Consider the following 15,151-nt stretch of genomic DNA (forward strand, 5'->3'; position numbering starts at 1 on the left):
AGAGAAATATGCGCAAAAGAAAGAAATCAGAAGAGGGCGGATTTAATGTCTGGCGGTCTTATTCTGATATGATAGCCGGTGTGCTGCTCCTTTTTATACTGATTATGTGTGTGACTCTTTTTCAGGCTCAGAAAAGTTATAACGAGAGTATTAAGGAGAGAGATGACAAGATAGCTCTTCAGGAGCAGTATACAGCGGAAATTCTGGCACAGCAGAGTGAGCTGGACGAGAAAAACAGCAAGCTGAGTTCCCAGGATGAACAGCTTGACAAGCAGAAAAAGCTTCTTGCAGAACTGGCAGCACAGTTAAAGGAACAGCAGGCCAGCCTTGATGAAAAAACATCTCTTCTTGCCACACAGCAAAAGAAAATTGATAATATCATCGGTGTCAAGGCAGATGTTATTGAAGCATTGCAGAAGGAGTTTTCCAAAAACAATGTAAGTGTTGATATTGATGCTCAGACAGGTGCTCTTACCCTCAATGCAAATGTATTATTTGACTATGATAAGTCAGAACTGACAGATGAGGGCAAACAGGAACTTGCAGATATCCTTCCGATTTACTGTAAGGTGCTTCTTCAGAAAGATTATAAGAAGTATCTGGCTGAGATCATCATTGACGGTTATACAGACACAGACGGAGACTATGATTACAATCTGGAGCTTTCTCAGAAACGTTCTCTCGCAGTTGCACAGTATCTGACGGAAATCAGGGAGAACTTCCTGAGTTCTGATGAGATTTCAGAACTTCAGAATTATCTGACCGTAAATGGTCATGGCTCAGCCAATCCGGTTCTGGATTCCGATGGGAATGTAGATAAGGATGCATCCAGACGAGTGGAAGTAAAGTTTCGTCTGAAAGATGATGAGATGATAAATGAACTTAATCAGATTATGAATACAGATAAGACTTCTGATTCTGAAAAATCCGGCAGCAATTAAACTGCCGGATTTTTCAATTCCGGAGTGTGTTTGAAAAATGCTTTGATGCAGATGCTTTTTCTTACAATTCACGAAAGATAACGAGTAATTTTACCAATAACAGTTCACATTTCCGAGAGAAAATGTGGTATGATAAAACAGTACACAGTTTCCTGTAATGGTGATGATGCGCTGTACCCTACATAAGAAAAAAGAAAGAGGAATTATCATGTCTTTGAAAATTGGAAGAAACGATCCATGCTGGTGTGGAAGCGGAAAAAAATATAAAAAATGCCATGAGGCATTTGATGAAAAAATGGAAATAATGAAGCAGAAAGGATATGCAGTGATCGATCATGATCTGATCAAAACACCCGAACAGATCGCGAAAATAAAAGAAAGCTGCAAAATCAATATCGCAGTTCTTGATTATGTGGAAGAGCATATTAAACCAGGTGTATCCACTGAAGAGATTGACAGATGGGTACATGAAGAGACTGTACGGCATGGGGGAATCCCAGCACCGTTAAATTACGAAGGATTTCCAAAGAGCGTGTGTACTTCTGTAAATGAAGTGGTATGCCATGGAATCCCGGATGAAGAGCAGATTCTGAAAGAGGGAGATATTATCAATGTTGATGTATCTACAATATATAATGGTTATTATTCTGACTCGTCCAGAATGTTCTGCATCGGTAAAGTGAGTCCGGAGAAAGAAAAACTTGTCAAGGTCACAAAAGAATGTGTTGAGATTGGTATTTCTCAGGTGAAACCATGGACTCCGATCGGAAATATGGGAAGTGCAGTTCATAAACATGCAGTAGAAAACGGATATTCTGTAGTCAGAGAAATCGGTGGACATGGTGTGGGAGTTGAGTTCCATGAAGATCCATGGGTAAGCTTTGTTTCTGAAGAGAATACAGGTGTCCTGATGGTTCCGGGTATGATGTTTACCATAGAGCCGATGGTAAATATGGGAAGCGATGAAATTTATACGGATGAGATTGACGAGTGGACAGTTCGTACAGAGGACGGACTTCCTTCAGCCCAGTGGGAAGTAACTGTTCTGGTTACGGAAACAGGATGTGAAGTAATCTGCTGGTAAAAAATTTGCAAAAAGTATTGCAATACATCAGGCTATATAGTATAATCACAACTGTTGTGAAAAAAGATGGTCCTCTGTTACAGGATATGTATTAAGAACATCCATATAAGAATAGGAGAAAAATACAATGAACGAAATTATCAAAAACATCGAAGCAGCTCAGTTAAAAGCTGAAGTACCGGCATTCAACACAGGTGATACTGTAAGAGTACACGCACTGATCAAAGAAGGAAACCGTGAACGTGTTCAGGTTTTTGAAGGAACAGTTCTCAAGAAACAGGGCGGAAGCAATAGAGCTACATTTACTGTAAGAAAGAGCTCTAACGGAGTAGGCGTTGAGAAAACATGGCCGCTTCATTCCCCACATGTAGTAAAAGTAGAAGTTATCCGTCGTGGTAAAGTACGTCGTGCGAAACTGAACTACTTAAGAGATCGTGTAGGTAAAGCAGCTAAGGTTAAAGAGCTTGTTAAATAATTTCATGAATTAGCAGAAGAAGGGACAATAACTTGTGTATTGTCCCTCTTTTTCCATCTGTCAGGAGATTTGGATGAATATCAGAAAATGGAAAGATAGTCCGGCACTGAAAGAGACCAGAGATATGCTGGAAATAAAACTTGAAGATAAAAAAGTCCGGGGAATCCTTAACTGGATATTTCAGATAGCGGTAGTGCTCATTTTTGGCATTCTGGCGGGAATTGCGTTGTTTCAATCAGTGACTGTACAGGAGAGTACCATGGAGCCCACACTGCAGGTTGGAGAACGCTTTTTTGTAAACAGGGCTGTTTATAAAGTATCCTCACCTGAACGGGGAGATATCATTGTATATAAAACCAGTGGAAGTGATGATGCGGCTCTGCATATCGGCCGCGTGATCGGTCTGCCCGGTGAGACTGTACAGATATCCAACGGAGCAGTATTGATCAACGGAGAAGTATATAATGAAAATAAGAATTTTCCTGAAATCAGTAATGCGGGATTGGCATCCGACGGAGTGTCTCTGGAAAGCGGTGAGTATTTTGTACTTGGCGATAACAGAAATAACAGTGAGGACAGCCGGTATGGTGATATCGGAAATATCAATAAGAAATATATTGTGGGAAAGGTATGGTTTGTCATTTCCCCGAAAGATAAATTTGGATTTTTGAAAGGTTAGGTGTATATGAACGTACAGTGGTACCCTGGTCATATGACCAAGGCAAAGAGACAGATGCAGGAAGACATTAAGCTGATCGATCTGATCATTGAACTTGTGGATGCCCGCGTACCTCTTTCTAGCAGAAACCCGGATATCGATGAACTGGGAAAAAATAAATCCAGACTGATTCTTCTTAATAAATCAGATCTGGCTGACGAGCGCCAGAATGAAGCCTGGAAAACTTATTTTCAGGCAAAGGGATTTTATGTTGTAAAAGTAGATTCCAGAAATGGTTCCGGAATGAAAGCAATCAATAATGTGATCCAGGAAGCATGTAAGGAAAAGATAGAAAGAGACAGACGCCGCGGTATTAAAAACCGTCCGATCCGCGCTATGGTAGTGGGAATCCCGAATGTAGGAAAATCTACATTTATCAATACCTTTGCAGGACGGGCCTGTGCAAAGACCGGAAACAAGCCGGGAGTTACGAAAGGAAAACAGTGGATCCGTCTGAATAAGGGAGTAGAACTTTTGGACACTCCTGGTATTTTGTGGCCGAAATTTGAAGACCAGCAGGTGGGAATCCGTCTGGCATGTGTAGGTTCTATCAAAGATGACATTCTGAATATGGAGGAACTGGCACTCTGGCTGATCGATTATCTGCGCGAAAATTATAAAGGGATTCTGGCAGAGAGATATCAGATCACAGAGGAGGGAACTTCTGTGGAAGTTCTGGAGGCGATTGCCAGAGCCAGAGGGTGTCTGAAAAAGCAGGAAGAGCTGGACTATGCCAAAGCTTCGCTGATACTGTTTGATGATTTCCGTTCCGGAAAAATGGGGCGGATCACATTGGAGTGGGCGCCATTATGAAAACAATAGCTGAGATTAAAGCCGAGTTTGCTGCAGCAGATATGAGCAGCTACCCGGCTTTATATGAAATTTATAAAGAAGATACAAGAAGTGGTGTGCAAAAGCTGATCGCACAGTGCCGCAAAAAGGAAGCAGCTCTGGAAGCGGAGAAGCAGCGTATTGAAAATATGAAGGTATATGAGCATAAATATGAACATCTTGGTTATTTATGCGGAATTGATGAAGTGGGAAGAGGCCCCCTTGCAGGCCCGGTTGTGGCATGTGCAGTAATTCTGCCACAGGACAGCCGGATCCTTTATCTGAACGATTCCAAGAAACTCAGTGCTTCCAAAAGAGAAGAACTGTATGATGTGATTATGAGGGAAGCGGTTTCAGTAGGAATCGGTATGCGCAGCCCGGAGCGTATTGATGAGATCAATATCCTTCAGGCTACTTATGAGGCAATGCGGGAGGCGGTAAGTAAACTGGAAGTGGTTCCTCAGCTTCTTCTCAATGATGCAGTCACGATTCCTCAGATCACCATTCCGCAGGTTCCCATTATTAAGGGAGATGCAAAGAGTGTTTCCATTGCAGCAGCAAGTATTGTTGCAAAAGTGACAAGGGACAGAATGATGGAAGAATATGATAAAGTGTTCCCGGAATATGGCTTTGCATCAAATAAGGGATATGGTTCTGCCGATCATATTGCGGCACTGAAAAAATACGGAGAAACCCCGATCCACAGAAAGACCTTTATTACACATTTCATATAAACAGTCGCAAAAGGGTTACTATCCTTCAGTACACAGCAATACACTGAGTGATGCACAGTAACAACAAAAGATGCCTACATATAATATAAAAAGAAATGGATGGAAGAATTTGCATAAAAATACCCGGTCTACCGGAAGCTGTTACGAACGAAAAGCTGCTGATTATCTGAAACAGCAGGGATTATTTATTCTGAGATATAATTACAGATGCAGATTTGGAGAAATCGATCTGATTGCCAGAGATGGAGAATATCTTGTTTTTGTTGAGGTAAAATACAGGAAAGACAATAGTTCCGGTTATTCGCTGGCTGCAGTAAATCCTGCTAAACAGAAAACCATATGTAAGGTGGCAAGGTATTTTCTTACAGTGGAATATCACAATGTGGATATTCCATGCCGTTTCGATGTGGCAGGAATTGACGGGGATGAAATACACTGGGTTAAGAATGCGTTTGAATATATTGCAATCCTCTAATAATTATAGAAACTGCTTTGATGAATAATCTGCCATACAGCAGGAAGGGAATAATGAAATATGAAGATAAAATGGAACAGTGAACAGATTCCAAAGATGAATGTAAAAAACAATAAAGATGTTACATTTCTTACATATCCCGCATATGAAGAAATGAACTGGCTTGTTCATGGATTCAGCACCCGCTTTGGCGGAGTGAGCAGAGGAATCTACAGTTCTATGAACCTGAGTTTTACAAGAGGTGATGAGGAGTCCTGCGTGAAAGAAAATTACAGAAGGATTTCTGATGCTATGGGATTTGATATGAACAGCATCGTTACATCTGATCAGACTCATACCAACAATGTGCGGAAAGTAACAGAGAAAGACCGCGGAAAGGGAATTGTGATCCCGCGTGATTATACAGATACAGATGGAATGATCACAAATGTTCCGGGGCTGGTTCTCGCAACCTTTTATGCGGATTGCGTTCCACTGTATTTTGCTGATCCGGCGAATCACGCGATCGGACTGTCTCATTCGGGATGGAGAGGTACGGTTCAGAAAATCGGTGCAGTTACCATAGAAAAGATGTCTGAAGAGTATGGAAGTAATCCGAAAGATCTGAAAGTGGCCATCGGACCGTCTATCTGTCAGGAGTGTTATGAAGTCAGCGAAGATGTGATTGAAGAATTTGAAAAGGTTTTTGATAAGAAATACCGGAACAAGCTGTTTTACAGAAAAGAAAACGGAAAATATCAGTTAAATCTGTGGATGGCAAACAAGATTATTTTTCTGGAAGCGGGAATCCCGGAAGAAAACATTTCCATGCCAAATCTCTGTACCTGCTGTAATCCTGAGTTTCTCTTTTCTCACAGGGCTTCCCATGGAAAAAGGGGAAATCTTGGGGCTTTTCTTGGCATACGTTCATAAAACCTGAAATTGTTATAAGCACAACAGTGCGAAGTGAGTAATCCTGAATTTGCAGATTAACTGTACAATACGAAAAAGGGGGGAGCTGGTTAACAGCTCCCCCCTTTTCGTATTCATCTGCCGGAAAAACTATCTGGAATTTACTTTTTCCATAAGAGACATGATCTTTTCGTTGCTGGAACGAACCTTCTCAACGGAAACATCATGATTGATGATATCAATGATGCTCGCAAGATATTTGCTCATATTTGCTTCTACATAATATGGTCTTTCGAGAAGTTCCGGAATGCGGTAATTCAGGTTGGTTGTGATCACTCTGTCAAGCCAGCCTTTCTCGTAATATTCATCAAATTTATCCAGACCGTCTGTGAACAGACCGTAGGTAGTGCATACAAATACTCTCTTTGCGTTGCGTTCCTTTAACTGTTTGGCAACATCCAGCATACTTCCGCCGGAGGAAATCATGTCATCGATAACTACAACATCTTTGCCTTCTACGGAATCTCCGAGGAATTCATGTGCAACAATAGGATTCTTTCCATTGACGATTGTAGAGTAATCACGACGTTTGTAGAACATACCCATATCTACTCCAAGGATGTTGGAGAAATATACAGCTCTTGACATGGCACCTTCATCAGGGCTGATGATCATCAGATGGTCATTGTCAACACGAAGATCCGGCACACTCTTGATCAGAGCTTTTAAAAACTGATAAGTAGGGAAAAAGTTATCAAAACCATTCAGCGGAATAGAGTTCTGGACACGTGGATCATGGGCATCAAAGGTAATGATATTGGAAACTCCCATATCGCTTAACTCCTTCAGTGCCAGTGCACAGTCCAGAGATTCTCTTTTAGTACGTCTGTGCTGGCGGCCTTCATAAAGGAACGGCATAATTACATTGATACGGTGTGCCTTGCCTGTTGCAGCGGAAATAATTCGTTTAAGATCCTGGAAATGGTTGTCAGGAGACATATGGTTCTCGTGTCCGCATACAGTATAAGATTCACTGTAATTGGTCACATCAACCATAATATAAAGGTCAGTGCCACGAACGGATTCTTTAATATAACCTTTACCCTCACCGGTTCCGAAACGGGGGCATTCACATTCTACAATAAATGATTCTTCGCTGTATCCCTGGGGAATAACACTGAGCTGTTTGCGTTCAACCAGCTCTTTACGGAATTTAACAAGTTTTCTGTCAACTTCTTCTGCAAGTTCTCTGCATCCAAGAGCTGCAATACGGATAGGTGCAACCGGCATGGATTTTTCCAACAATTCTATGTTTGGCATAATACTCCTCCTAAGTAGTGATTTTATACTCAAAAAATAGATTTCAATATAATATATAACATTTGCCCTAAAATACGTCAAGGAATTTATTGATTTTTTCTTTTACAATTGTTATGATATAAAAGATAGTGGATTCTGGGCGCAGGTATATTTTGTCCGGAATTACTGTCATATGATATCAGGAGTAAATGTCAGAAAGTTACTGTGCCTGCACAGTAAATAAATCAGCGGCTCCTGAATGATCGAGAAACAAAATGTGCCGGAAAAGTTTATCCCACACACAATTTCCGGTTACATTCTAATGGAGTAAAATTCATGAAAAAAAATTTACACATAATATCCAGGGTTCTTCCGGACAGTATCGGAGAAGAACTGGAACTGGAACCGGGAGATGCGCTGCTTTCCATTAACGGCCAGCCGGTAGAGGATGTGTTTGATTATCGTTATCTGATGAATGACGAATTTGTTACGCTCCTTATCCGAAAGAAGAATGGCGAGGAATGGGAACTGGAAGTAGAAAAGGAATATGAAGATGATCTTGGCGTGGAGTTTGAGAACAGTCTTATGGATGAGTACCGCTCCTGTTCCAATCACTGTATTTTCTGTTTTATAGACCAGATGCCGCCCGGTATGAGAGAAACTTTATATTTTAAAGATGACGATTCCAGACTGTCATTCCTGCAGGGAAACTATGTTACCCTTACCAATATGAGTGACTATGATCTGGATCGTATTATCAAGTTTCATCTTTCCCCGATCAATGTATCGTTTCAGACTATGAATCCTAAGCTTCGCTGTAAAATGCTCCATAATCGATTTGCCGGAGATGCCCTTGCAAAAGTTGACAGGCTTTATAAAGGTGATGTGACCATGAACGGGCAGATTGTGCTCTGCAAGGGGATTAATGACAGGGATGAACTGGAATACAGTCTGGAAAAACTGTCGGAATATGCGCCTGTACTGCAGAGTGTTTCAATCGTACCTGTAGGCCTTTCCAGGTATCGAAAAGGTCTGTATCCACTGGAATCTTTTGATAAAGAGGATGCAAGGTATCTGATCAGTCAGGTAGAGCGGTGGCAGAAGATCATGGTGAAGAAGCATGGTATTCATTTTGTACATGCTTCGGATGAATGGTATATTCTTGCAGGATATGAACTTCCTGAGGAGGGCAGATATGACGGATACCTTCAGCTGGAGAATGGTGTTGGTATGATGCGTCTGCTTGAAACAGAGGTAAAAGAGAGACTTGAGCAGCTTGAAGGCGATGACAGAGAGGTAAATGCCACTGTTGCAACAGGACGGCTGGCAGCGCCTTATATAGGTAAAATGATAAAACTGGTACAGAAGAAATTTCCGAATGTCCAGGCTGAAGTATATGCAGTAAAGAATAATTTCTTTGGAGAGAAGATCACAGTTTCTGGTCTGATCACAGCTACTGATCTTATGGATCAGCTTGCGCAGAGAAATCTGGGAGAAAAAGTACTGATCCCATGCAATATGCTCAGAAGCGGCGAGGATGTTTTTCTGGATGACCTGACGGTGGAAGATGTCAGACAGGCTCTTAAGACGGAAGTTGTAGTGGTAGATGAACCGGGTGCTGACCTGGTAAACTGTCTGATCGAAGCACCAGACCATAAAAAGATAAGAAGGAGACAGATATATGAGCAAACCGGTAGTAGCGATAGTGGGCAGACCTAATGTAGGTAAATCCACATTGTTTAATGCGCTGGCAGGTGAGAAGATTTCTATTGTAAAAGATACACCCGGCGTTACAAGAGACAGAATTTATGCAGATGTGACATGGCTGGACAAGACATTTACCATGATCGATACAGGCGGTATTGAGCCGGATAGCAGTGACATCATCCTTTCTCAGATGAGAGAGCAGGCACAGATTGCCATTGATACGGCAGATGTTATCATCTTTATCACAGACGTTCATCAGGGACTGGTGGATTCCGATGCGAAGGTGGCAGATATGCTCCGACGTAGCGGCAAACCGGTTGTCCTTGTTGTGAATAAGGTAGACAGTATCCAGAAATTTATGATGGATGTTTATGAGTTCTATAACCTTGGTATCGGTGAACCGATTCCGATTTCTGCGGCAAACCGTATGGGGTTGGGTGATATGCTGGATGAAGTGGCAAAACATTTCCCTGAGGATGCAGATACAGAAGAAGATGATGAAATCCCGAGAATTGCCATTGTGGGAAAACCAAACGTAGGAAAATCGTCACTGGTAAACAAACTTCTGGGAGAAGACCGTGTGATTGTTTCTGATATTGCCGGAACTACAAGAGATGCGGTAGATACCAGAGTAAAATGGCAGGGAAAGGATTATATCTTTATTGATACTGCCGGACTTCGCCGTAAGGGAAAAGTCAAAGAGGAGATTGAGAGATACAGTGTGATCCGTACAGTGACTGCAGTAGAACGTGCGGATGTTGTCATTGTAATGATCGATGCGTCAGAGGGTGTTACAGAACAGGATGCCAAGATCGCAGGGATTGCCCACGAAAGAGGAAAGGGTGTTATCATTGCAGTAAATAAATGGGATGCCATTGAAAAGAATGATAAGACTATTTATAAGCACACAAACAGAATCCGCGAGGTTCTGGCATATATGCCATATGCGGAGCTGGTATTTATTTCTGCAAAAACAGGACTCAGGATTTCCAGAATGTTTGAAACGATCGATGCGGTTATCGAAAACCAGACACTGCGAATCCAGACAGGTGTCCTGAATGAAATCCTTTCTGAGGCAGTGGCAATGCAGCAGCCTCCGTCTGACAAGGGAAAACGTCTGAAGATTTACTATATGACACAGGTGGCTGTCAAACCGCCTACATTTGTTATCTTTGTAAATGACAAAGAGCTGATGCATTTCTCTTATACCAGATATCTGGAGAACAAGATCAGGGATGCCTTTGGATTTGCGGGAACATCACTGAAATTCATTATTCGTGAACGAGGTGAAAAAGAATAATCATGGAACGCCTGATTTGTATTGCAATTGGATATGCATGCGGACTTTTTCAGACCGCATACATTTTAGGAAAAATTTATCATATTGATATTCGCAAACAGGGAAGCGGAAATCTGGGTTCTACAAATGTACTGCGTACACTTGGCAAAAAGGCCGGGGCATTGAATCTGTTGTGTGACTGTCTGAAGTGTATTGCGGCCATCCTGATCGTAAGGGCAATATTCGGAAATTCTTATGGAGATATTCTGCCGCTTCTGAGCCTTTATGCAGCAGCTGGGTGTATTCTGGGGCATAATTTTCCGTTTTATCTTAATTTTAAGGGCGGGAAGGGCGTAGCTGCATCTGTAGGACTTGTGATTGCTTTTGACTGGCGGATTTTTATAATCTGCGCAATTGTATTCTTTGGATTGTTTTTCCTGACACACTATGTTTCACTGTGTTCGGTAAGTGCATATCTGGCTGCATTTATCAGTATGATCATATTTGGACAGAGGGGTTCTTATCATATGGATTCTTATCATATGATCGAGCTTTATATTGTTATGGGACTCTTGACAGTACTGGCATTTTACAGACATAAAAAGAACATAAAACGGCTTCTTGACGGGACAGAAAGTAAAATTTATTTAAGCAAAAAAAATAAATAAAAAGAGGTATTTATATGGCAAAGATAAGTGTGCTTGGTGCGGGAAGCTGGGGAACTGCCCTGTCTATCCTTCTTTACAATAATGGACACGAGGTGATTCTCTGGTCGGCGCTTGGGGAGGAGATAACAACATTAAGAGAAAAGCGGGAACACGTGAGCAAACTTCCGGGTGTAAAGATTCCTGAACCGATTGATATCACAATAGATCTTGAGAGAAGCCTGCGGGATGCAGATGTGGCAATTCTGGCAGTTCCTTCGCCTTATACCAGAAGTACCTGCAAGCGTATGGCGCCTTTTGTAAAAAACGGACAGAAAATTGTAAATGTTGCCAAAGGTGTGGAGGAAAAAACTCTTCTTACTTTAAGCGAGATCATTGAACAGGAACTTCCACAGGCAAATGTGTCTGTGCTTTCCGGCCCAAGCCATGCAGAAGAGGTTGGAAAAGGACTTCCGACTACCTGTGTGGTAAGTTCTCACCAGAGAGAGACAGCAGAATATCTGCAGGGAATCTTTATGAGCCCTGTTTTCAGAGTTTATACCACGCCGGATATGCTGGGAGTGGAGCTTGGCGCAGCGTTAAAGAATGTGATCGCACTGGCGGCCGGAACCGCAGATGGTCTGGGATATGGCGATAATACCAAAGCAGCCCTGATCACAAGAGGAATTGCAGAAATTTCACGTCTGGGTGTTAAAATGGGAGCACGTATGGAAACCTTTTATGGTCTGTCCGGAATCGGAGATCTGATCGTTACCTGTGCCAGTGTCCACAGCCGTAACCGGAAAGCCGGATATCTGATGGGAAAAGGATATACCATGGAGCAGGCGATGGCTGAAGTGAAAATGATCGTGGAAGGTGTCTATTCCGCAAAAGCAGCAAAAGAACTGGCTGAGAAATATGATGTGGAAATGCCGATCATCACAGAAATAAACAAAGTCCTGTTCGAAGGAAAAAGTGCAGCGGAAGCGGTGATCGACCTTATGGTAAGAGATAAGAAAGTGGAGACGCCGATGCTTCCATGGGAAGACGGACAGAAAACTAACTGAGATGTTATAGAAAAACTGTAACTGTTCAGTACCTCGCGGGATAGCTGACTGCTGAATGGTTACGAAAAACTTTCGAATGCATCATTTACGGGAAATTCTATAGACAGAGATGATAAATATGCAAAAAGCAGATGTTATATAAATACATCTGCTTTTTACATTTGAATGATAAAATATTTTTTAACTACTCTTTATCAGAATGCAATGTCCCTTAAATCCTCGGGAACATGTGAACTGTGGAAATTTTCGTTCAGAGTATCGATCAGATCCATATCCTCCTGTTCGATTGTGAAATCAAAAATATTGCCGTTACTTCTGATACGGTCAGGATGTACGGATTTCGGGATTACTGATATTCCCTTCTGGGTAGCCCAGCGCAGACCAATCTGAGCAGGAGTATGGGCATATTTAGTTCCGAGTACACACATAACATCATTATCAAGATATGCACCCCTTGCAAGCGGGGCATATGCCTGTACCTGGATTCCTTTATTCTGGCAATAATCAATCAGCTCTTTCGGATAGCAGAGAGGATGGCATTCAATCTGATTTACAGCAGGTATGATTCCGGAATTGGCTTCCAGTTCTTCCAGATGACGGATTTCAAAATTACTGACACCGATAGAAAGAGCCCGCCCGGATTTCTGGATTTCCTCCAGTACTTTCCAGGTGCTGAGATAACATCCCGGAACCGGCCAGTGGATCAGATACAAATCCACATAATCCAGTTTGAGCCGGTCCAGGCTTCTTTCAAAAGCACCCTGAATGTCTCCCAGACGCTGTGCGGTATTCCATACTTTTGTAGTAATAAAAAGTTCATTTCGCGGTATTCCACAGCTGGCGATTCCCCGTCCTACATTTTCTTCGTTTTTATATACGGAGGCTGTATCAATCAGACGGTATCCTGATTCAACAGCAGAAATAATAGCATTTTCGGCCTCATTTTCCCCGGTGGCTTTGTATACGCCCAGTCCGAGTAAAGGCATCTCTCTGTTTGTATTCAGAAAAACAGTATTATCCAAAACAATTCCTCCAATTCCTATATACACTTTGGGCAAGCTGCTTTGCCCGATAATCTTGTCCAAGTATAACATAAAAATGTGTCAGAAGTACATAAAAATTATTAAGTTTTTGCAAGAATACATTGTTAACAATATAACATAAGGGTTAAAGTATTAACAGTTCTTGTGAAAAAAGCTATTTCAAAGCATATATTTCAAAATTTTTTTAGTGATTATTTATGCTAAATGGCTTGCGGAAACGAAAAAAAAGATGTATAATATCAGTAAATTGATAATTTATTGTCATAAAAAAAGACTGAATTTTATAAATTCAGTGTATTTTTCAATAGAAGGGAGCATTTAACCATGCATTTAATCAAAGATGAAAATGGGAATCTTGTCCAGCATGGGCATGGACACACCCATGAACATACCCATGAAGATGGTATGACTCATACTCATGAGCATACTCATGGCGAAGGTCATGATCATGGACATTCTCATGCAGATCATGCCTGTGATACTGCTCATTGCGGATCCTGCAGTGAAGGTGACTGTAAGAATGAGACACTGGCTCTTCTGACATATATGCTTCAGCACAATGAGCATCATGCTCAGGAACTGGATCAGATGGCTGATAACCTTGCCAAGATGGGAATGGATGCAGCATGTAAGACTATTAAGGAAGCTGTTGCAGATTTTCAGAAAGGCAATATGAGACTTGGACTTGCCTTAACACTTGTTAAAGAAGAGATGAAATAGGAGGCGACATCACATGTGTCTGGCAACTGTATATAAAGAAAGTGACGATTCTGTTATTTTTAAAAATGTTTCCCGTATAGATGTGGATGGGAATAAATTGATTCTCCGTGATATTATGGGAGATGAGAGAGTGGTCGAGGGAACTATTTTAATGGTTGACCTTGCCAACAGTATTGTGAAACTGAAATGTGACTGATATTAAGATAGGGACAAAACTCCTTTTGACCTTAACATCATTTTTTATTTATAGAAAGAATACTAAGACAGATTTAGGAGGCACCTGGTTTTATGGCACACGTAATTGCTGTCGCAGGAAAAGGCGGCGTGGGAAAAACAACATTATGCGGAATGCTGATCCAGTACTTGTGTGAAAAGGGTAAAGGGCCGATTCTTGCAGTAGATGCTGATGCAAACTCAAACCTCAATGAGGTTCTTGGCGTAAAGGTAGAGACAACTCTTGGCGATGTGCGTGAAGAAATTGCACGTGCAGAGCTTGCAAAAGAGAATCCAATTCCTACCGGAATGTCTAAGGCTGATTACGCGGAAATGCGTTTTGAAGATGCGCTTGTAGAAGATGATGATTTTGATCTTCTTGTCATGGGCAGAACTCAGGGAAAAGGCTGTTACTGTTATGTTAATGGTCTTCTTCAGACTCAGCTTGCAAAATACCAGAATAATTATCCGTATATTGTTGTAGATAATGAAGCCGGAATGGAACATATCAGCAGAGGTGTTCTTCCGAGCATGCAGACTGCCATTCTGGTCAGCGACTGCTCCAGAAGAGGCGTACAGGCAGTAGGCAGGATTGCAGAACTCATTAAAGAATGTGATATGCATCCTGATACAGTTGGTCTGATCATTAACCGAGCTCCGAAAGGAGAATTGAATAAGGGAATTCAGGAAGAGATTGCAAATCAGGGACTGACACTTCTTGGTGTTGTTCCACAGGATGAAACAGTTTATGAATATGACTGTGAAGGACGTCCTACAAGCACACTTCCGGAAGACAACCCTGTCAAGACTGCACTTCGTGCAATCGTTGATAATTTAAAATTATAAGAAACACCCCTTGTCGGACGAGAATCCGATGAGGGATGTTTCTGCGCATAGGAAATCTATATATACAGAGATAAATACAAGTTTACATCTTTATTTTTTAAGTTAAATAACCCATGGGAGGGGATGGGATGGGTTATCACAGTTATCTTTAACGGAGCCAATTCTTCAGATATAGATAACCTAT

At 41.6% G+C, this 15,151-nt stretch carries 17 protein-coding genes; 15 read left to right on the top strand and 2 right to left on the bottom strand.

All coding sequences use genetic code 11. The features are described from left to right. The first annotated feature begins 8 nt into the window (after positions 1-8). From LJE11_RS01015 to pgeF, 8 genes are all read left to right on the top strand, one after another. Positions 9-941: an OmpA family protein gene (locus LJE11_RS01015; RefSeq protein ID WP_008703913.1), complete on the top strand. Its 933-nt coding sequence runs from the start codon at positions 9-11 to the stop codon at positions 939-941. A 208-nt stretch (positions 942-1,149) separates the two neighbouring features. Continuing rightward, on the top strand, positions 1,150-2,025 hold the full coding sequence (locus LJE11_RS01020; protein WP_008703912.1) for a methionyl aminopeptidase: 876 nt from the start codon (positions 1,150-1,152) through the stop codon (positions 2,023-2,025). Positions 2,026-2,152: 127 nt separating this feature from the next. Beyond that, positions 2,153-2,500, top strand: coding sequence for a 50S ribosomal protein L19 (gene rplS, locus LJE11_RS01025; RefSeq protein ID WP_008703911.1), 348 nt, complete (start codon positions 2,153-2,155; stop codon positions 2,498-2,500). A gap of 73 nt (positions 2,501-2,573) precedes the next feature. Beyond that, a complete protein-coding gene (lepB, locus tag LJE11_RS01030; RefSeq protein WP_008703909.1) occupies positions 2,574-3,179 on the top strand; it encodes a signal peptidase I in 606 nt (201 codons plus the stop codon). A gap of 6 nt (positions 3,180-3,185) precedes the next feature. Next, on the top strand, positions 3,186-4,031 hold the full coding sequence (ylqF, locus tag LJE11_RS01035) for a ribosome biogenesis GTPase YlqF (protein WP_020994042.1): 846 nt from the start codon (positions 3,186-3,188) through the stop codon (positions 4,029-4,031). Continuing rightward, on the top strand, positions 4,028-4,783 hold the full coding sequence (locus tag LJE11_RS01040; RefSeq protein ID WP_008703905.1) for a ribonuclease HII: 756 nt from the start codon (positions 4,028-4,030) through the stop codon (positions 4,781-4,783). Before ylqF ends, LJE11_RS01040 begins: the two co-directional genes overlap by 4 nt. A gap of 109 nt (positions 4,784-4,892) precedes the next feature. Continuing rightward, positions 4,893-5,258 (top strand): YraN family protein, encoded by a 366-nt coding sequence (locus LJE11_RS01045; RefSeq protein ID WP_008703904.1) that lies wholly within the window; start codon positions 4,893-4,895, stop codon positions 5,256-5,258. 60 nt (positions 5,259-5,318) lie between these two features. After that, positions 5,319-6,170: a peptidoglycan editing factor PgeF gene (gene pgeF, locus LJE11_RS01050; RefSeq protein ID WP_008703902.1), complete on the top strand. Its 852-nt coding sequence runs from the start codon at positions 5,319-5,321 to the stop codon at positions 6,168-6,170. A 129-nt stretch (positions 6,171-6,299) separates the two neighbouring features. Here the strand turns inward: pgeF and LJE11_RS01055 are convergent, their stop codons facing one another. Next, positions 6,300-7,469 carry a ribose-phosphate pyrophosphokinase gene (locus LJE11_RS01055; RefSeq protein ID WP_020994041.1) on the bottom strand — a complete coding sequence of 390 codons (1,170 nt, stop codon included), beginning with the start codon at positions 7,467-7,469 and terminating at the stop codon, positions 6,300-6,302. A 315-nt stretch (positions 7,470-7,784) separates the two neighbouring features. Here LJE11_RS01055 and LJE11_RS01060 point away from each other — a divergent pair, with 315 nt between their 5' ends. Genes LJE11_RS01060 through LJE11_RS01075 form a run of 4 tightly spaced genes read left to right on the top strand, consistent with a single transcriptional unit; the run spans position 7,785 to position 12,145 of the window. Further along, positions 7,785-9,167 carry a DUF512 domain-containing protein gene (locus LJE11_RS01060; protein ID WP_008703898.1) on the top strand — a complete coding sequence of 461 codons (1,383 nt, stop codon included), beginning with the start codon at positions 7,785-7,787 and terminating at the stop codon, positions 9,165-9,167. Further along, complete coding sequence (gene der, locus LJE11_RS01065; RefSeq protein WP_008703896.1) at positions 9,130-10,455, top strand: ribosome biogenesis GTPase Der; 1,326 nt, start codon at positions 9,130-9,132, stop codon at positions 10,453-10,455. The genes LJE11_RS01060 and der overlap by 38 nt, the downstream gene beginning before the upstream one ends. 2 nt (positions 10,456-10,457) lie before the next feature. After that, positions 10,458-11,102 carry a glycerol-3-phosphate 1-O-acyltransferase PlsY gene (plsY, locus tag LJE11_RS01070; protein WP_008703895.1) on the top strand — a complete coding sequence of 215 codons (645 nt, stop codon included), beginning with the start codon at positions 10,458-10,460 and terminating at the stop codon, positions 11,100-11,102. A gap of 14 nt (positions 11,103-11,116) precedes the next feature. Next, positions 11,117-12,145, top strand: a complete 1,029-nt coding sequence (locus LJE11_RS01075) for an NAD(P)H-dependent glycerol-3-phosphate dehydrogenase (protein ID WP_055052417.1) — start codon at positions 11,117-11,119, stop codon at positions 12,143-12,145. Positions 12,146-12,339: 194 nt separating this feature from the next. On the opposite strand, the gene LJE11_RS01080 is transcribed toward LJE11_RS01075, so the two are convergent. Continuing rightward, positions 12,340-13,167, bottom strand: a complete 828-nt coding sequence (locus LJE11_RS01080; protein WP_025577068.1) for an aldo/keto reductase — start codon at positions 13,165-13,167, stop codon at positions 12,340-12,342. A gap of 345 nt (positions 13,168-13,512) precedes the next feature. On the opposite strand from LJE11_RS01080, the gene LJE11_RS01085 reads away from it, so the two are divergent. The 3 genes from LJE11_RS01085 (at position 13,513) to LJE11_RS01095 (ending at position 14,967) form a co-directional block, all read left to right on the top strand. After that, positions 13,513-13,908 carry a hypothetical protein gene (locus tag LJE11_RS01085; RefSeq protein ID WP_022380761.1) on the top strand — a complete coding sequence of 132 codons (396 nt, stop codon included), beginning with the start codon at positions 13,513-13,515 and terminating at the stop codon, positions 13,906-13,908. A gap of 13 nt (positions 13,909-13,921) precedes the next feature. Then, positions 13,922-14,104, top strand: coding sequence for a CooT family nickel-binding protein (locus LJE11_RS01090; protein ID WP_008703891.1), 183 nt, complete (start codon positions 13,922-13,924; stop codon positions 14,102-14,104). Between the two features lie 92 nt (positions 14,105-14,196). Beyond that, positions 14,197-14,967, top strand: coding sequence for an ATP-binding protein (locus tag LJE11_RS01095; RefSeq protein ID WP_008703890.1), 771 nt, complete (start codon positions 14,197-14,199; stop codon positions 14,965-14,967). Positions 14,968-15,151 lie beyond the last annotated feature (184 nt).

The organism is Blautia sp. DFI.1.216 (genome assembly GCF_020594215.1).
GTDB lineage: Bacteria > Bacillota > Clostridia > Lachnospirales > Lachnospiraceae > Blautia_A > Blautia_A wexlerae.